Raw genomic sequence first — 18867 nt, 5'->3', positions numbered from 1 at the left:
GAACCGGGAGATCCAGCGCCCGTAGGTCCTTGAGGTCCGGTATCGCCCTGAGGTCCAGTGGAACCGGGAGATCCAGCGCCCGTAGGTCCTTGAGGCCCGGTATCACCTTGAGGTCCAGTGGAACCGGGAGATCCAACGCCCGTAGGTCCTTGAGGTCCGGTGTCGCCCTGAGGTCCAGTGGAACCGGGAGATCCAGCGCCCGTAGGTCCTTGAGGTCCGGTATCACCTTGAGGTCCAGTGGAACCGGGAGATCCAGCGCCCGTAGGTCCTTGAGGTCCGGTATCACCTTGAGGTCCGGTATCACCTTGAGGTCCAGTGGAACCGGGAGATCCAGCGCCCGTAGGTCCTTGAGGCCCGGTAATCCCTTGAGGCCCAGTGGAACCGGGAGATCCAGCACCCGTAGGTCCTTGAGGTCCGGTAATCCCTTGAGGTCCGGTATCACCTTGAGGTCCGGCATCGCCCTGGGGTCCAGTGGAACCGGGAGATCCAACGCCCGTAGGTCCTTGAGGTCCGGTATCGCCCTGAGGTCCAGTGGAACCGGGAGATCCAGCACCCGTAGGTCCTTGAGGCCCGGTTCCACCTTGAGGCCCGGCATCGCCCTGAGGTCCAGTGGAACCGGGAGATCCAACGCCCGTAGGTCCTTGAGGCCCGGTATCACCTTGAGGTCCGGCATCGCCCTGAGGTCCAGTGGAACCGGGAGATCCAGCGCCCGTAGGTCCTTGAGGTCCGGTATCACCTTGAGGTCCGGCATCGCCCTGAGGTCCAGTGGAACCGGGAGATCCAGCGCCCGTAGGTCCTTGAGGTCCGGTATCACCTTGAGGTCCGGCATCGCCCTGAGGTCCAGTGGAACCGGGAGATCCAGCGCCCGTAGGTCCTTGAGGTCCGGTATCACCTTGAGGTCCGGTATCACCTTGAGGCCCGGCATCGCCCTGAGGTCCAGTGGAACCGGGAGATCCAACGCCCGTAGGTCCTTGAGGTCCGGCATCGCCCTGAGGTCCAGTGGAACCGGGAGATCCAGCACCCGTAGGTCCTTGAGGCCCGGTTCCACCTTGAGGCCCGGCATCGCCCTGAGGTCCAGTGGAACCGGGTAGTCCAGTGCCCGTAGGTCCTTGAGGCCCGGTACCACCTTGAGGTCCGGTATCGCCCTGAGGTCCAGTGGAACCGGGGGATCCAGCACCCGTAGGTCCTTGAGGCCCGGTATCACCTTGAGGTCCAGTGGAACCGGGAGATCCAGCGCCCGTAGGTCCTTGAGGTCCGGTGTCACCTTGGGGTCCAGTATTACCCTGAGGTCCAGTGGAACCGGGAGTTCCAGCACCTTGAGGACCAGTATTGCCCGTAGGTCCGGTCGGACCCGTCACTAAGAAAGTACCTGTTGGAATGATAGGTCCTCCAGTTGGTCCCTGAGGTCCCTGTGTTCCTTGTACGCCTGGTGGTCCCATTACTCCGTTTCTCCCAGTTAGTCCTCTACCTTGAGGTCCTCTCAGTCCTCTAAGTCCCCTAAGTCCTTTAAGTCCTCTTGGTCCTCTTGGCCCCTGAGGTCCACGTCGTCCATATCGACCTCGACATCCTTTAGGTCCCTTAGGCCCTTGAGGTCCCTGAGGTCCACGTCGTCCCCTGTATTTTCTAGAATAACCATGTAGGAAGGGTAGGATATATCTTCTACGTTGGCTCATCTCCTCACTCCTAAACTTTTGATATAGTAAGATACGAATTCATAGCAATTAATGATATTAACAAATGACTATTTTCTCTGTTTCTGGGATGAGATATTAGATTCATAAGCCCAAGTCTGTAGGATTATCTGATTTCCGTTCACAAATAAATATCCCCCCTACCTTATTTAGCAGGGGGTTTATCTATTATATTTGCGCAGGGGTTTACTACCAGACTCCGCAACTTTTTGGTTAGCCTACCTATTTAAAGCAGAGGATTATTTACTGCAAGCAAGCAGACCACCGCAGTTGGACTTTGTTCAGAAACGTAAACGCCGACATGCTTTACGATTCCTACATATTTGAATGGGCTTGGCTTACCGAAAATTACCTAAGAATCCCCCACCGCTTAGTGCTCTCTAGCGTAGGTGGGGAGTGTCCAAATATGCTTCGTTTTTAGATGTTTTTATTTGTAATCAAAAATTTACATTACCTGTTTGTAGCTGTGGGTAATAGTAGGTAGATCATAACTTGATTCATCTTGATACAATGAGATCAAATAGGGGGGAAATGATTTGGAGCTATTAATCGGTATCTTGTTGTTTATGTTTATCATGGTAACCATTATCGTGAATGTCGTTGTACGGAACAATAAGAAAAGAGGGAGGAACATGGGTTTACATGTGCTGCCTAACTTAGGATTACAAAAGAATGAAGAATTGTTCCAAATAGAGATGAAAAAGCTGGTGGAGCATATTGAACAATCGATTCCTGAGTACTATGCAAGTCAGGTAAGAGAACGAGTGATCCGCGAATATCAGATTTCACAAGACGATTTCGAAAATCGTTGGTTCGAGTGGAAACGTTACTTAGCGATGGTTTCTATTCTCCCATACGTGCCGATGTATAGCCGAGATGTTGATGTCATTTGGCACGAGATGCTAATGTTTACCAAAGACTATGAACAGTTCTCCAAGAAATTATTAGGAAGTACTCTCCATCATCAACCGCACAGCCCAGGAGAGCAGAAGCTTGTTCCAGACGATCGTGCATGGTTTGACCTTATCTTTCATTTCCTATTTGAGCCAACTAAATATACAAACCACACCTGGGGAAAATTTTTAAAACACCCAGCCTCTGTACAAGTTATTCATGATTTTCGAACCTTACCAGTGAAGAAGATACAGGAACGGTACTTTAACACACACACAGCATCCCTTTTTCCCGTAATAGAGAACATACAAATGTTGTTAATCACACAAATAAAGCAAAAATTAGAGAAGATTGACCAATTTTATGTGACCCACGGATCCAATATAAAAACGTTTAAAAAATACCATAACATAAAAGCACCTGATTACATCCTTGTTGGCTTTCTATTTTTATCTGCCTATCATTATGATGCGTTTCTTGCCCAATATGCCCTCCTGAATGCGCAATCTAGTTCCTATAGTAGTAACCATGTATATGGTACAGGTGATAATGGTTCAAGTAGCGATGATTCAGGCAGTAGTGACTCAGGTAGCAGTGACTCAGGGAGTAGTGGCTCAGGTAGCAGTGGAAGCAGCTGTGGTGGAAGTAGCTGTGGTGGCGGTGGTTGTGGTGGCGGAAGCTAGGATGGGATGGCACGACGATGATATTAATCAAAATGCGCTTAACAAATCTTCCGATGAGCATGAAAATGATCAATCAGATCTGAAAGGATGATAGAGGAGCATGATCTGTACGATTGGGTAGAATTAACCGGGGAGCTACCTGTTATGGAAAAAGGGACAGAACGAAGATCAAATCTGCCCCTTTTTAATATGTGGATTAATTCGTAGAAAAGAAAAACTTCAATGCTCGCGGGAGTTCCCGTTGCCAGAAGCCCCATGTATGGTCGCCTGCTTCTTCGTGATAGGCTACATGTGCGCGCTTCTCTAATAAAAGTTGGTGGACCTCACGATTCCTTGCTACGAGATCTAAGGTTCCCATATGCGTTTCAATAGCTGTTTCAGATAGCCCGATAGACTGATAGATTTCAAGAAACTGTAGGGAATAGACGCGTGAGAGATCATGTACCGTCTGTTCGAGAAAAGCCCCCGATTGAGATAACACCCGATTACAGATTTCTGGATACTCAAGGGCGATATGTAAAGAGGCGGTCCCTCCTAAAGAAGAGCCTCCTATGACCAATTTATCAGTGGAGGTATCAACCGCATACCTTTGTTGCATAAGCGGTAATAACTCTTCGACGATCATTAGCTCATGTGCTTCATGAAATGCCCCAGTAGGCGAATACTGTGCTGTTCTTTTCGTTTTATCCACCGGCACAAATGCCATCACAACGGGTACCATCTCATTTTTAGACAACAATTGATTTGCCTGCGTAGCAATCCTACCTAAATTAAGATAATCCGGCCCATCATGGAGAATAAGGAGAGGATATAGTAAGGAGTCGTCATACTCCGGTGGCAGATAAACATGAATATCCTTCGTCTCCTCTAAATGAGAACTTGTCAGCTTTTCTTTCTTAATCGTTCTAGTTAGATATTTAGTATCCATTTCTCATTGCCCTTTCTATACGAAAACAATGCTTTCATTACAATATACCCAAATAATCCTCTCATCGCGAATAAAAGATTGAGATTTCTCTTTGACCGAAAGTTATCAATACATATAAAATACGTAGTAAGTGACCTTATGAAAGGGGATCTACTAAATGTCGCAACCAGCATGGACGCCTAGTCAGCAAACAATAGAACAAAGTAGACTGTACCAATTAATGAAAAAGCTTGGCTTTTCCGATGTTGAGGAATTTCGTAAGCAATCCATTCACGATGTAGCATGGTTTTGGGAGGAAGTCGTTCAAGATTTAGGGATTCATTGGGCATCCCCGTACCGTCAGGTTTTAGATCAAACAGATGGAATCGAGCATGCGAAGTGGTTTATCGATGGCAAGATGAACCTAACCTATAACGCCTTGGATCGATTTTTAGAAGACCCTGTTTCGCGTGATAGAGTGGCGATTGTGTATGAAAACGAATTAGGAAAACAGGATCAGTGGACCTATCAACAATTGTGGGAAGAAGTAAATAAGTGTGCGAATGGCTTACAGTCATTGGGTCTAGCTGCCGGTGATCGTGTAGCGATCTATCTACCCATGATTGTAGAGAATGTAGTGTCTATGCTTGCGATAGCGAAAATCGGGGCTATTTTCACCCCTTGCTTCTCCGGCTTTGGAGCCGATGCATTATCGACTCGGATCAATGACTGTCAAGCTCGATTCCTTATTACCGCAGATGGCTTTACTCGTCGTGGTAAGGTAGTGCCGATGAAAGAAGAAGCTGATCGCGCTGTACAACAATCACCATCCATTGAAAAAGTGATTGTTGTATCGAATCTAGGTAATGGTGTCTCTATGACGGACGATAGAGATCTTCATTGGGTTTCTATGATGACAGATATGAACCCGCTTCCATGCTATCTAACTGATGCAAATGATCCGTTTATGATTATCTACACTTCCGGTACAACAGGCCGTCCGAAGGGCACAGTTCATATACACGCAGGATTTCCGATTAAGGCAGCATTTGACGAAGGGTATTGTATGGACGTACGTACAGAGGATGTGATTTGCTGGGTTACGGATATGGGTTGGATGATGGGACCGTGGAAAGTGTTTGGAACACTGTTAAATGGTGCCACGATCGTATTGTTTGACGGAACCCCTGATTACCCGAACCCAGGGAGACTTTGGGAGTTAGTAGAAAAGTACCAAATTACACATCTTGGAATCTCTCCCACTTTGATTCGTGTATTGATGAAACAAGGAGAGAGTTTTGTGGAGGCGCATGATCTAAGCAGCTTACGTGTGTTTGGATCTACAGGTGAGCCTTGGAATCCAGACCCATGGCATTGGTTGTTTGAAAAAGTAGGGAAGAAACAGGTTCCGATATTTAACTATTCGGGAGGCACTGAAATATCAGGTGGGATTCTAGGGAATGTAATCGTAAAACCACAAGTTCCATGTGGGTTTAATATGGCGATCCCAGGGATGGATATTGAAATTTACGATGAAGAGGGTCAGCCGGTTCGAGGCGAAGTAGGCGAGTTGGTTATCAGAAAGCCGTGGGTGGGGATGACGCAGGGCTTTTGGCAGGATGATTTAAGATATCTGGAAGCTTATTGGAGTCGTTGGCCGAAGATATGGGTGCATGGTGATTGGATTCAGATGGATGAATCAGGCATGTACTATATTACAGGACGCTCAGATGATACGATCAAAATCGCCGGAAAGCGTCTCGGACCAGCTGAGATGGAATCCGTTCTAGTAGCACATCCAGTGGTGATCGAAGCGGTTACTATCGGCGTTCCAGATGCGGATAAGGGAGAAGCGGCCGTTTGCTTTGTCGTGGTGCAAGCAGATCCCGATCATCTACCCGCAGAACTTGCCTTAGAAATACGAAATTTTGTTGGAGAGCGGATGGGAAAAGCATTACGTCCGAAAATAGTCCATTTGATTCCGGAGCTTCCTAAGACTCGAAACGGAAAAATCCTGCGTCGTGTCGTGAAAGCAGCTTATACGGGGCAGTCACTAGGGGATCTATCCTCACTCGAAAACCCGAATTCGGTGGAAGAGATACATAAAGTGTCAATGGTATGTGACTAAGGTCGAGATTGTGAGAGAGCTATGTAGGAAATTCTACAAAGCTCTCTCTTTTATTTCCTAAATTATAGGGGAAAAAGAAGTTAGTTTTGGTAATATAAAAATGGGTAGTAGTATAATTATATTTTCATATTATTAACTTATCAGCTAGTTAGTTATATAGTTAACATATATAAAAATACTTACATATATTTAGATAATAAAATAAAGTAGTTTGTAATGTAAAATTCATATTTTCGTCAACTTAAATGTGACTCAAATAAGACCTTACTTACGTATTAATATATATAGAGAGGTGTCGGTTATCGAATGTTCCGGGTGTTTAAAGAGAACGTTATCAACCAGCCCGATTTTGAAAAGAGAGTAGAACAGACCCAATCTACCGACTCTCCACTGCAACGAGATCAATTATTACGCGAATTAGAACCCCACGTGGCGCGGATGGCCTCACGAGTTTGTAAACGAGTAATCACTAAGCATGATGATGAATATATGATTGCCTACTCTGCTATGGATGAGGCAATCGAACGATTTCGAATCATAGAAGAGGGTTCATTTCTAGCATTTGCTTTTGTAGTGATCAGAGGGCGTCTTATTGACTATTATCGTCATGAAAAAAAACACCAGAGTCAAATACCGCTAGAGGTACCGGGGTATGCCGATTCTGAGCGTGAAATGCTACATCCAGAATTAAATCATCACTCAGTTGAGCGATATCAAGCGATAGGACAAGCTGAGCAAATTCGTAACGACATTTCGTTTTTTACAAGTGCTTTAGAGGCACACGGCATCACATTGGAAGAGGTAGTAAAAAAGTGTCCGAAACATCGAGACACACGTGAAAGTATGTTTGAAATTGCGAAGATGATAGTGTCAAAGCCTACATACCTTCAGTCTTTTTACCAATCGGCCAAACTAGATAAAGAATTAGTGAAGGAGTTAGGGTATCATCGTCGAACACTTACGAGGCATAGGGTATATTTAATTGCTTTGACGATCATCTTGTCAGAAGATGTTCCATATATGAAAAGTTACCTTGTCAATAGAAATGAGGAGCAATGATGCGTCGAGGTATCATTTTAGAAGTAAAAGAAAAGCATTGGATCGTCATGAGTGCTGACGGATCTTTTGAAAAAGTAAATAACATAGACCCGCTTGCTAAGGTGGGAGAAGAAGTAGAACTCCCTCGTATTGTAGAGCGGGAACCATCCCTACTAAAGAAAAAGTGGCTTGCTCCGATTGGTGGAGTAGCAACTGCAGTGGCTTGTGCGGCGATCTTCTTCTTCTCGTCTCTTTTTCCAGAAGAAACACATGCGTCTGAGACATATTTTTATGTAGACATTAATGCTGGAATGAAGGTTGGGATTAACGAGGAAAATGATGTTGTTTCTATCGTAGCTATGGATCGAAATGATATACAAGCCCAAAACTTGGCTACTAAACTGAATCAGAAACTGAAAAATGATAAACAAAGTATAAGTAGATTTACAAAACAAATGATTTATGAAGCGGAGCGCGAAGGATTAATTAATGCGAATGATACCGTTATTCTCTCGTTATTTGATGATGATAAGCATCGATCTGAGCAAAAAAAGATTCAAAAGGAATTTATTGATCAAACTAATTTTCATCATGTCACACTAGCGGCGATTACACTCCCGGCAGAAGCGAAGGGTCATGTAAAATCTAAAAATCTGACACCTAGTAAATATGCTGTATGGGCATTAGCAAAAAAAGAGGGACAGCCGATTCCGATGAGAGAATTAAGAAATAAGCCCATCTCGGAAGTGGTTCAAGAGAATAAGTCGATTGAGAATATACTAGCAGATAAGAAGCAAATTGAATTAAAGCAATTCAAAGCAGTAGCTCCTCAAACAGAAGGAAGTGACCTAAAGAAACAGTCTGACGACAAACAGAACAAGGAACAAGCTCCACCTCCTAGTCAGCCAAAAGAGAATGGGGAAAGTTCAAAAACACAGAAGCCGGAATCTAGTAATCCAGATGATTCAGTATCGGATCCATCTGCGTCGAAAACGGATAACAGTAAAAAAAATGAATAAAGCCAACAGAAATAACGATATGTGTGGAGCCGTAGTAGGCTCCTTTTCTTTTTCCAAGTACTTAAAAGCATAACCGTGTTAATATAATTACCTGACACTAGAAAGCATATTTGATAAAATGGTGATGTCTGAATACATCTATTTTTTGTGATAATGTTTATCAACATTATGATAATAAGAGGGGCGATCCAAGCTGGAGAACCGTTGGTTAATCACAGAAATAAATGATGGAGTCTGTAGAGTTCAAATCAATCGACCTGAAGCATTAAACGCACTTAATACGGAATTGGTTCGTGCGATTGCAGATACATTGGAGAAATGTGATCGAAACGGAGAGATTCGTTGTATGATTCTGACGGGAATCGATCAGGCATTTGCTGCTGGGGCTGATATCCATGAGATGAAATCGCTTTCTCCAAGTGATTTCCTTCATTCCCATTTTTTTAAAGATTGGGAACGAATTCGGCAGATTAAGAAGCCCGTTATTGCTCAAGTAAGCGGATTTGTCTTGGGTGGTGGTTGTGAACTGGCGATGATTTGCGATTGTATCATTGCTTCTGAGACAGCGGTGTTTGGTCAGCCTGAGATCCGTCTCGGTGTCATACCAGGTGCAGGAGGTACACAGCGTCTCACCCGAGCACTTGGAAAATCGAAGGCAATGGAGATGATTTTAACCGGTCGAACGATCACAGCACAGGTGGCTGCAACGACGGGGTTGATTAGTAGAGTGGTTGCTGCAGATCAGCTTGAAGAAGAGACCAGATCATTAGCAAAGTCTATAGCCGCCCATGCTCCGCTTGCTGTTCAGCTAGCAAAGCAAGCAGTTTTAAATGCCGCAGAAGTGGGTCTTGCTGAAGGATTATTGCTTGAACAAAATAGTTTTTATCTCTTATTTTCAACGAATGACCAAGATGAAGGATTCGAAGCATTTTTAGAGAAACGGAAGCCCAAATTTTACGGAAACTAACGCGCCAGGAGGAAGATGACATGACATTTTCAACATTGTTATATCAATTAGAGGACGGTGTAGCCACGATTACACTAAACCGTCCAGAACTATTTAATGCCCTTAACACGGATCTATTAAGGGAGTTAACAGAAGCATTTCGTGTGGCAAACCAAGATCCAGAAGTACGTGTAGTGGTTTTAACTGGATCTGGAAAAGCTTTTTGCTCGGGTCAAGATTTGAGAGAAGCAAGCCAATTGTTGAAGGGGCAACCAAAGCTTGAGGTGGAAGTGCGCGAACGTTACAACCCGCTTATTCAGCAGATGTATAGTATGGATAAACCGACGATTGCTGCAGTAAATGGGGTTGCCGCAGGAGCTGGATGTAGTTTGGCTTTGGCATGTGATATGCGTATTGTCTCTTCCCAAACAAAATTTACACTCGCCTTTGTACGAATCGGATTAGTCCCAGACAGTGGAGCTTCCTTTTTCTTACCGCGTCTAGTGGGAGTGGGTCGTGCTTTAGAACTTCTAACTACAGGTAGAGATGTTTCTGCTACAGAAGCAGTGGAAATCGGGATGGCGAATCAATTGGTTCCAGCCTCCGAATTAGAAAGCGAAACATTGCAGTTAGCAAAGCAACTGGCTAAAGGCCCTACCAAAGCCATTGCCATGACCAGAAAAATGGCGTATCAATCCATGGAGTCTTCATTAGAACAGATGTTAGAGCAAGAAGCAATCAATCAAGGTGAGTCTGGACGTACTAGAGACTTCCTTGAAGGAGTACGTTCATTTGCTGAGAAGCGTTTGCCAGATTTCCAAGGAAAGTAACTCTTCGAAACGCTTTTCAAGCAAGTCCTAAACCGCCCATCTTCGTATGGGCAGAATCTATTTTTTCTGAGTATTAAAACAGAAGAGGTGAAGGACTGGTGGAAGAGAATCGAACTGAGTATGTGATGAAAGATATATTTGATTGCATGGAGGAAGGAGGTCACGAGCAAGTAACCTTTTTCCGCCATGATAAATCAGGACTACGTGCGATTGTAGCGATTCATGATTCTACTTTGGGACCGGCACTAGGTGGTTGTCGAATGATTCCCTACTCTTCTACCCAAGAGGCTCTTGATGATGTACTGCAACTTTCACAAGGGATGACTCATAAATGTGCCATTGCAGATGTGGATTTCGGTGGCGGGAAAATGGTGATCTTACCTGACTCTTCACCTATTGAAAAATCTCCCGAGCTATTTCGAGCAGTGGGTCGATTTGTAGAGAGTTTACAAGGGCGATTTTATACGGGAACGGATATGGGTACCACTCCCGAAGACTTTATTCATGCGGCGAAAGAATCAAAGTATATCGTAGGCTTACCAGAATATTACGGTGGGAGTGGAGACACTTCTATTTCCACAGCGATGGGTGTCCTACAAGGCATGCGTGCCACGGCGGAGTATTTATATGGATCTGAGTCATTAGAGGGAAAAGTGATCGCCATTCAAGGAATCGGAAAAGTGGGTGCGAGACTTGCTGGCCTTTTATTGGCTGAAGGGGCCGAGTTAATTATCGCTGACGTACATCTCCCATCTTGTTTAATCATTCAACGGATGGCCCCCGAATCCGTTGAGATCACAACGACTCATAAAATTTTAGAGACACCTTGTGACTTCTTGGCCCCTTGTGCTAGAGGTGGGATTGTAAACACTTCCAACATAGATCAATTTCGTTGCCGTGCGATTATCGGTTCGGCTAACAATCAGTTAGAAAATGATCAATGTGCGGATTTATTAGCCCAAAGAGAAATTTTATATGCTCCGGATTATTTAGTAAATGCAGGTGGTTTAATCCAAGTCGCGATGGAGATCTTGCAGAAAACGAAAGAATGCGCGGAAGAAAAGGCTCGCTTTATCTACGAGATGCTTCTCCAGGTATACAAACGAGCTGAACAACGGCAGATCTCAACTTGTCAGGCTGCCAATGAAATGGTTGAGGAGCGGTTAGAAAAGATAGCCGATATTCACAGAATTTATCTTGGATAGTCATCGACATAAGTGGGGAGGAGATAAACTTGATTCAGTGGGTAACACCAGATGGGAAGTTGACCAAACAGGGCTTACAGCATTGGTCAAAATTCTCTAGCGATGAAAAAAGAGAATGGCTTCGCTTTATGATACTGACCCGCCAATTTGACCGTCGTGCGATTTTGTTACAACGGCAAGGAAGGATCGGAACGTACGCACCTTTAGAAGGTCAAGAAGCGGCCCAGATAGGAAGTTCGATGGCGCTTCACTCAGAAGATTGGGTCTTTCCTAGCTATAGAGAACATGGGGTAGCACTAAAAGTAGGGATGCCGATTTCTCAGGTATTTCTCTATTGGATGGGCAGGGTAGAAGGTTGTAAGCCACCGGAGGGAGTTAGATTAATGCCCCCAACGGTGCCAATTGCTACACAGATTCCTCAGGCAGTCGGTGCGGCTTGGGCCAGTAAGCTAAGGAAAGAAACGTTTGTCTCGGTTGTCTATTTTGGCGATGGTGCTACATCAGAGGGAGATTTTCATGAAGGATTAAACTTTTCCGGTGTGTTTAAGTTGCCAGTGATCTTCTTTTGCCAAAACAACGGATATGCGATCAGTGTTCCCTTTAGCCGTCAATCTGCAAGCGCAACGATTGCTGAGCGCGCGAAGGCATATCAAATTCCAGGCGTCCTCGTAGATGGAAATGATGTATTTGCCGTACGCGGTGTCATGGAAGAAGCGATTAATAGAGCCCGTAACGGGGATGGCCCCACTCTCATTGAAGCGGTTACCTATCGCAAAGGTTCTCATACGACGGCAGATGATGCTACTCGATATCGCCCATCAGATGAGGTAAAGGAATGGATTGAAGAAAGAGACCCTGTTGAAAGATGGAAAACATGTCTCTTGCATGAAGGATTCATTAGCTTAGAAGAAGTGGAAAGTTGGACGCATTACTGTGACGAGCAGGTTGACCACGGAATCAAAGAAGCCGAAGCTTCCACACCTGCACTGGCTACCCATTTATTTGAACACGTTTATCACCAAGTATCTCGAAAATTATTGAGACAGAAAACAGAATGTGAAACGAGGGAAATACCATGGCTCAACTAACGATGGTACAAGCGATTTGCGATGCTTTGCAAGTTGCTCTTGAGGAGATGCCAGAGGTACTTCTCTTAGGAGAGGATATCGGGAAAAATGGCGGTGTGTTTCGTGCCACGGATGGGTTATGGGAGCAATTTGGTGATGAGAGAGTGATCGATACCCCTCTTGCAGAAGCGGGGATCATCGGTAGTTCCATTGGTTTGGCGGTAAATGGCTTTAAACCCGTTGCAGAGGTCCAATTTCTTACGTTTATCTATCCTGCTTTCGAGCAGATTATCTCACATGTTGCGAGGCTTCATACCCGAACGCAAGGAGCATTTCCTAACTCGATCGTGATCCGAGCTCCTTATGGGGGTGGGATTCGAGCACCTGAACTACATTCCGATTCTACAGAGACCTTTTTTGTCCATACTCCAGGATTAAAAGTAGTCGTGCCTTCTACACCTAGTGATGCCAAGGGACTTTTACTAGCCGCGATTAAACAACCCGATCCCGTTATTTTTCTAGAACCGATGAAGCTATACCGTGCTTTTAAAGAAGATGTTCCCACTGGTTGGTATGAGATACCTTTGGGCTCCGCTCGATTGGTGCAAACAGGTACGGATGTCACGATTTTAGCGTGGGGAGCCATGGTTCCGGTCGCGATACAGGGAGCAAGTGAGTGCGGAAAAAGTGGCATTTCCTGTGAGGTAATCGATCTTCGAACACTAGATCCTGTAGATGAGGAGACGATTATTCAATCAGTTACTAAAACGGGGCGGGTTGTCATTGTTCAAGAAGCACCCCGAACGCTAGGTCTTGCTTCTGAATTGATGGCGATGATTCAAGAGCAGGCTTTTTATTCTTTAGAAGCACCGATGGTTCGGATAACTAGCTATGATGTACCGGTACCGATGTACGCCCTAGAAGACGAATTTCGACCAACCGCTGATAAAGTTGCCCAAGCAGTGTATAAAGTGGTTCAAGAGGGAGGGAAATAAAATTGATTCCATTCCGATTGCCAGATATTGGCGAGGGTGTGACAGAGGCTGAGATTGTAAAGTGGCTTGTCCGAGAAGGAGAAATCGTGTCGCAAGATCAAGCCGTAGTGGAAGTACAAACAGATAAGGCGGTTGTCGAATTACCTTCTCCCCAAGAAGGGCGGGTTTGCCAGCTATACGGTCAGGAAAATGAGATCGTGAAAGTAGGAGAAGCTTTATTTTATATCGATGCAGCTATACAGCAGGAGCAAGAAAATGACAGGTACTCCACATTGGAGACAGATATCCAAGAACCCTTCCCTTTATCCGGTCAAACGTCTATACAACCCCTGTCTAAAAAAATATTGGCCTCACCCGCAGTAAGAAAACGAGCTAGACAGCTAGGAATTGATTTAACCCTCCTAAAAGGTTCGGGTCCACGAGGTAGGGTTTTACAAAGCGATTTAGAACGACAGCTAAATGCTACATCTTCCCCCCTTCAATTTACCCAAGCAGAAGAACTCCACGATATCCCGATTTCCAGTTCCAGCCTACCTAATTCCTTTAGCCAAATGATCCATCCATTCGAAACTGAAATCATTCCAATACCGCTTACACCCATTCGAAAAGTCATTTCCAGACGATTACTTTTATCTACTACTACCAAACCACATGCTACCCACTTTGACCAATTAGATGTCTCAGGATTGGTTAGATGGAGAGAGCGAGCAACCCAATTAAATGGCTCAAAGATTTCGTACACAGCTATTTTGCTAAAAATGATTTCGTGTGTTTTGAAAAAATACCCAATATGGAACTCCCATTTTGATGAAGAGGAGCAAATAATTTATCAACACTCATCTATTCACATCGGAGTTGCGACCGATGCGCCACAAGGGTTATTAGTCCCTGTTATAAAGGATATTGGACAGAAAAAATTGGATGACATCTCCATCGAGTTACAAGACCTCACCACTTTGGCACGATCGGGGGGGCTGGGAGTAAATCAAATGACAGGGAGTACCTTTACTATAAGCAACGCAGGCGTATTAGGGGGAGAGTGGGCCACCCCCATTATCCAGTCACCCGAAATCGGGATTTTAGCGATTCATCCCATTCGGCAAATACCTATTGTAAATGAATCCGGTGAACTAGCTGTGGGTTGGAGAATGAACGTATCGCTTAGTTTTGATCATCGGATTGTAGATGGGGCGGATGCGATTCGCTTTACAGAGGCATTACAAAACTTCACCCAAGAACCTAGTAGAATGCTTTTTATGTTAACTTAACCAAGTTTACGTAGAAGGGAGAATGTACCCTTCTATTTTTTTTGTCCCATTTTTCGCATTTTCACTGAATGAATAGATGTATGCAATTGAAAGATAATTGATTTTTAAAAAATATTATGCAATAATAAATAAAAAATATTTTTTTAATATATGATATAAAAATATACTTAACCATGACAAAGAGTTTTTTTACAAAATAAAGGGATTGAGAGAAAATTTATGAGAACCCAGCTTTCACTCGAGGCTAAGAAAATATTATTTTCTATTTTTCTTACTAATATTGGTAACGGCACACATACCATAGCAATGAGTTTGCTAATGTACAGAAATACGGGTTCTGTCGTAGCCTTTGGTTTTATCATTATATTTGAACATTTAGTCTCTTTCTTACTGCAATTCGTAGCGGGTTCGATGGTGGATCGCGGAAACCCAAAGTGGATATGTGTGATATGTGATGTAGGGAGAGGGATTACTATTATCGTGATTGCGGCCGCGATGAGTTTGACAGATCAATGGTTTTACTTTGTTATCGCTCTTACATTGGTGATTAATATATGCAAACCCTTTTATCAATCAGCAACATTTAGTATCATACCTAACTTGTGTAAAGGGGAGATGTTGCAAAAATTTAACGCCATGGTAGGCACCAGCTCTCAGCTTGGAACGATCATTGGAACCGTTTCGGCCGCCCCACTTATTGCATTTATGGATACTAGTTTTGTCATCTTGATCAATGGCGTTACCTATGTCCTAGCTGGACTAGCTATTGCGTGGGCAGTCATTCCTAAAATCGAGACAAAAGAGTCTACCGTGACGGATGTTTGGATCAGAAATTTATGGCACGATTGGAAAGAAGTTTTCTATCTGCTCAAACGTGAAACATCACTTTGGCTCCACTCCCTTATATCCGCTACCGACTTTCTCGTTATCATGTTTTTTAATTTGACTCTGGTACCGATGGTGACGAAGAAATTTCAAGAGAACTATTTTTGGTTGTCTGCTTTTGAATTTAGCTTCGCCGCGGGAGCGATTGTTACATCCCTGTTTACAACTCGTATTATTCGACGAGTGGGAACGACAAGACTATCTTTCATGGGGATTATGATGCAGGGCATATTACTCTTTCTATACGCTTTCGTGGATCACTGGCTGGGGATTATGATCATTAGTTTCTGGCTGGCCTCTTGGAATGTGCTTTCGATTGTTGTAATGCTTAGCACGTTGCAACAACGCTGTGTCGGACCGATTCGGGGTCGAATATCGTCACTTCGGCAGTTATCTGTCTTATTTTTAACCAGTATCTTGGTTCCCCTGGTCAGTTACGGTACTGATCAATCCCTGTCAACGGGATATTTCCTAGCAGGTACTGTGTGCTTATTAATTGGATTGGTTGTCTGGGTTTTAAGGCATCCCAAGCTGTTTGGAGAAAACTTATTCCATAAAAAAATAAAATCTGATCTATGATAACAGAGCCAACCACATTCGGATTAAGATGTAGTTGGCTTTTTTGCTGTTGATTTGTATACCACAACGATCTATATCGCATAATATCAGCAAATTGGAATGATTAAATGAGGTTGGTTATATGGATACAGTAACATTAGCTCGTTCATTTTTTGGAACTTCTCTTGCCTTTCATATTATTTTTGCAACACTGGGCATCGGTCTATCGTTTATGGTCTTCCTAGCTGAAGTGCTTCATCTGTGGAAAAAAGATAACGATTACTTTATCATGGCCAAGCGATGGACCAAGGCGATTGCCATTTTACTGGGTGTTGCCATCCCCAGCGGTACGATTGTAGGGGTGCAACTCTCCCTACTTTGGCCTGGATTTATGAAGATAGTTGGTCAAGTCATTGCAGTCCCGTTTAAAATTGAGATCTTTGCATTCTTTTTAGAGGCACTAGCTCTATCCATTTATGTATATGCCGCGGATCGTTTACGCCCTGTGACAAGAATATTCTCCGTATTTTTAGTTGCGGTAGGGGCTACTGCTTCTGCTGTTTTAATTACATCAGCCAATACATGGATGAATACACCAGCTGGATTTCAGATGAGACCAGATGGAACGATTACCAACGTAGACCCATGGAAGGCGTTTTTCAATCCTACCTTCTGGAGTACCTCCTACCATGTAGTGGTTACTGCCTTGATGACAGGAGGATTTGCAATTGTCTCCATCGCCGCCTATAAGTGGTTGAAGCAGAAAAATGATTCAAAAGAATCCACGATTCATCGAAAGGCATTGGTGCTTTCACTCGTAGTTGCCTTGTTCTTTTCATTTCTAACTGCTTTAAGCGGACACACATCTGCTCAAATGCTTCATCTCCATAACCCAGCTAAACTGGCCGCGGCCGAAGGATTATTTGAGACCCAAAAGTACGCGCCCCTTGCAGTTGGAGGATATGTAGATCCTACAACTCATAAAGTGAAGTTTGGTGTAGAGGTTCCGTTCTTATTAAGCTGGTTGGCGGCAGGGCGCTTTGACACCGAAGTGAAAGGGTTATATGACTTTCCTCAAGATACATGGCCACCATTTTATACCCATTTATTATTTAATGTCATGGTTGGGTTAGGAACATTATTGCTTATGATTGCGGCAATTGGGTTGTATGTGTATTGGCGGAGAATGGTACGCAGAGGAGATCCTTATCCTAGATGGCTATTATGGATACTTGCCTTTACAGGACCTTTGTCTATCCTTTCGATTGAGTTTGGATGGATTTTCAGTTGTAGCGGAAGGCAACCTTGGACGATTTATGGGATTCAACGAACCAGTGAAGCAGCAACTACAGCGCCACATCTAGGATTCTTATTTTTTATGTTTGGAGCTGTGTACTTGTTCCTAGCAGTTCTCGTCGTGATTGTAATGAAATCCTATTTTCATCGAAATCCAATTCAACAGGATATCGAGCGATATCTATCATAGGTGAGAACGAAGGAGGAGTATGTACATGATTGAGCCGAAAATTGCGATATTAGTAATTTGGATCTTAGTATTTATCTATAGCATTGCAGGTTCGATTGACTTTGGAGCTAGCTTTTGGGCTATGATTTACACCAGAAAAAATACACAGTCAAGTGAAATTGCGAATCGATTCCTCTCTCCTACTTGGGAGATCAATAACACAATCTTAGTATTGCTGGTTGTGGCAGTCGTCGGGTTCTTCCCGGAAGCGGCTTTTACATTTGGAACCGTTTTGCTTGTACCAGTAAGTTTAATCCTATTACTTATTTTGCTTCGAAGTTCCTTTATGGTATTTGCCTACTCTGTACAGGGTTATAGCCGAACCTTACGCACCGTGTCTGGATTAACAGGCGTATTGGTTCCAGCTTTATTAATTAGTGCGCTGCCTGTGACCGAAGGTGGATTTGTTCACATAGGCCCCCGAGGACCGGAGCTGGATTTCGAGATCTTTTTCACAAGTCCATCTGTCTATATGTACATGTTATTTGGACTTACTTCTGAGTTATTCTTGTCCTCTTTGTTTTTGGCAGACTACTCAAAAGAAAGCAAAGATCAAGGGGCTTATAAAGTTTATAGACGGAATGCAATCTTATTTGGCCCCATTACATTAGTAGTGGCAGTTGTTACATTATTGTCTTTTAGACCAGAAGCAAGCTGGTTACTTAGTAACATCAGTCGTTATCAGAATTGGTTTATTCTCTCGATTATCATGTTCGTTATCGGTTATTCGGCATTATGGTGGAACGACCGAGGAAAGAAGCTAGAGGGTAAGCCGAGGATTGCTGTTATCTTTGTGATTTTTCAATATGGGATTGCTACTTTTGCATATGGAACCTCACATCTTCCGTACATTGTGTATCCGTATCTCACAGTGGGAGATGCTTTCACTAACATTAATACTTTCTATTCCTTGTTAAATGTACTAGCTTTGGGACTCGCGATCTTGCTTCCTGGTTTTATTGTTTTCTGGGCTCTGTTCTTAAAGGACAAGAGATATCTACAGCGGAAATAGAAGTTCGCTCGCTTTTTACATTCTGAGTTCATTTTTAAAAAAATAGTGGTTGACGATTTGTTTTTGGCATGATACATTATTACATGTCGCCGCGAGATGCGGTGCACAAAACAACGAAATGATGCACCTTGAAAATTAGATACAGAAATGAAGAAAGATAGAAGACATCATTAAACACATGAGTCTTCCGTCATGTTGCATTCACCGAAAATGTGA

General features: G+C 43.8%; 15 protein-coding genes and 1 pseudogene. 14 read left to right on the top strand and 2 right to left on the bottom strand.

The features are described 5' to 3' along the window. Positions 1–1673: pseudogene (locus BLU58_RS17215) on the bottom strand (collagen-like protein); the annotation flags it as partial. 192 nt (positions 1674–1865) lie between these two features. On the opposite strand from BLU58_RS17215, the gene BLU58_RS16575 reads away from it, so the two are divergent. Together BLU58_RS16575 and BLU58_RS15605 are read left to right on the top strand one after the other, a co-directional pair. Further along, the gene (locus tag BLU58_RS16575; RefSeq protein ID WP_176786719.1) at positions 1866–2018 is read left to right on the top strand and encodes a hypothetical protein; all 153 of its coding nucleotides are present in this window, start codon (positions 1866–1868) and stop codon (positions 2016–2018) included. 209 nt (positions 2019–2227) lie between these two features. After that, positions 2228–3268 carry a glycine-rich domain-containing protein gene (locus BLU58_RS15605; RefSeq protein ID WP_093293732.1) on the top strand — a complete coding sequence of 347 codons (1041 nt, stop codon included), beginning with the start codon at positions 2228–2230 and terminating at the stop codon, positions 3266–3268. A gap of 196 nt (positions 3269–3464) precedes the next feature. Here BLU58_RS15605 and BLU58_RS15600 read toward each other — a convergent pair whose 3' ends face one another. Further along, entirely contained in the window at positions 3465–4196 is a 732-nt protein-coding gene (locus tag BLU58_RS15600) for an alpha/beta hydrolase (RefSeq protein WP_093293729.1), read from the bottom strand. A 157-nt stretch (positions 4197–4353) separates the two neighbouring features. Between BLU58_RS15600 and BLU58_RS15595 the strand changes: the two genes are divergently transcribed. The 12 genes from BLU58_RS15595 (at position 4354) to BLU58_RS15540 (ending at position 18651) form a co-directional block, all read left to right on the top strand. Then, on the top strand, positions 4354–6303 hold the full coding sequence (locus tag BLU58_RS15595) for an AMP-binding protein (RefSeq protein WP_093293727.1): 1950 nt from the start codon (positions 4354–4356) through the stop codon (positions 6301–6303). A 306-nt stretch (positions 6304–6609) separates the two neighbouring features. Then, positions 6610–7362: a sigma factor gene (locus tag BLU58_RS15590; protein ID WP_093293724.1), complete on the top strand. Its 753-nt coding sequence runs from the start codon at positions 6610–6612 to the stop codon at positions 7360–7362. Continuing rightward, positions 7362–8360: an anti-sigma factor domain-containing protein gene (locus tag BLU58_RS15585; protein WP_093293722.1), complete on the top strand. Its 999-nt coding sequence runs from the start codon at positions 7362–7364 to the stop codon at positions 8358–8360. Before BLU58_RS15590 ends, BLU58_RS15585 begins: the two co-directional genes overlap by 1 nt. A gap of 193 nt (positions 8361–8553) precedes the next feature. Then, entirely contained in the window at positions 8554–9327 is a 774-nt protein-coding gene (locus BLU58_RS15580) for an enoyl-CoA hydratase-related protein (protein ID WP_093293719.1), read from the top strand. A gap of 20 nt (positions 9328–9347) precedes the next feature. Next, complete coding sequence (locus BLU58_RS15575; protein WP_093293716.1) at positions 9348–10136, top strand: enoyl-CoA hydratase/isomerase family protein; 789 nt, start codon at positions 9348–9350, stop codon at positions 10134–10136. 98 nt (positions 10137–10234) lie between these two features. Further along, on the top strand, positions 10235–11341 hold the full coding sequence (locus BLU58_RS15570; RefSeq protein ID WP_255404753.1) for a Leu/Phe/Val dehydrogenase: 1107 nt from the start codon (positions 10235–10237) through the stop codon (positions 11339–11341). Between the two features lie 29 nt (positions 11342–11370). Further along, complete coding sequence (gene pdhA, locus BLU58_RS15565) at positions 11371–12429, top strand: pyruvate dehydrogenase (acetyl-transferring) E1 component subunit alpha (RefSeq protein ID WP_255404752.1); 1059 nt, start codon at positions 11371–11373, stop codon at positions 12427–12429. Further along, a complete protein-coding gene (locus BLU58_RS15560) occupies positions 12417–13403 on the top strand; it encodes an alpha-ketoacid dehydrogenase subunit beta (RefSeq protein WP_093293710.1) in 987 nt (328 codons plus the stop codon). Before pdhA ends, BLU58_RS15560 begins: the two co-directional genes overlap by 13 nt. A 2-nt stretch (positions 13404–13405) precedes the next feature. Continuing rightward, complete coding sequence (locus tag BLU58_RS15555; protein ID WP_093293706.1) at positions 13406–14671, top strand: dihydrolipoamide acetyltransferase family protein; 1266 nt, start codon at positions 13406–13408, stop codon at positions 14669–14671. A 219-nt stretch (positions 14672–14890) separates the two neighbouring features. Beyond that, a complete protein-coding gene (locus BLU58_RS15550; RefSeq protein WP_093293703.1) occupies positions 14891–16135 on the top strand; it encodes an MFS transporter in 1245 nt (414 codons plus the stop codon). Between the two features lie 121 nt (positions 16136–16256). Next, a complete protein-coding gene (locus tag BLU58_RS15545; RefSeq protein WP_093293700.1) occupies positions 16257–17600 on the top strand; it encodes a cytochrome ubiquinol oxidase subunit I in 1344 nt (447 codons plus the stop codon). A 25-nt stretch (positions 17601–17625) separates the two neighbouring features. Further along, complete coding sequence (locus BLU58_RS15540; RefSeq protein ID WP_093293697.1) at positions 17626–18651, top strand: cytochrome d ubiquinol oxidase subunit II; 1026 nt, start codon at positions 17626–17628, stop codon at positions 18649–18651. Positions 18652–18867 lie beyond the last annotated feature (216 nt).

The sequence above is a fragment of the Thermoactinomyces sp. DSM 45892 genome (genome assembly GCF_900107305.1).
Classification (GTDB): domain Bacteria; phylum Bacillota; class Bacilli; order Thermoactinomycetales; family Thermoactinomycetaceae; genus Baia.
This window is presented reverse-complemented; position numbering and strand designations above follow the sequence as displayed.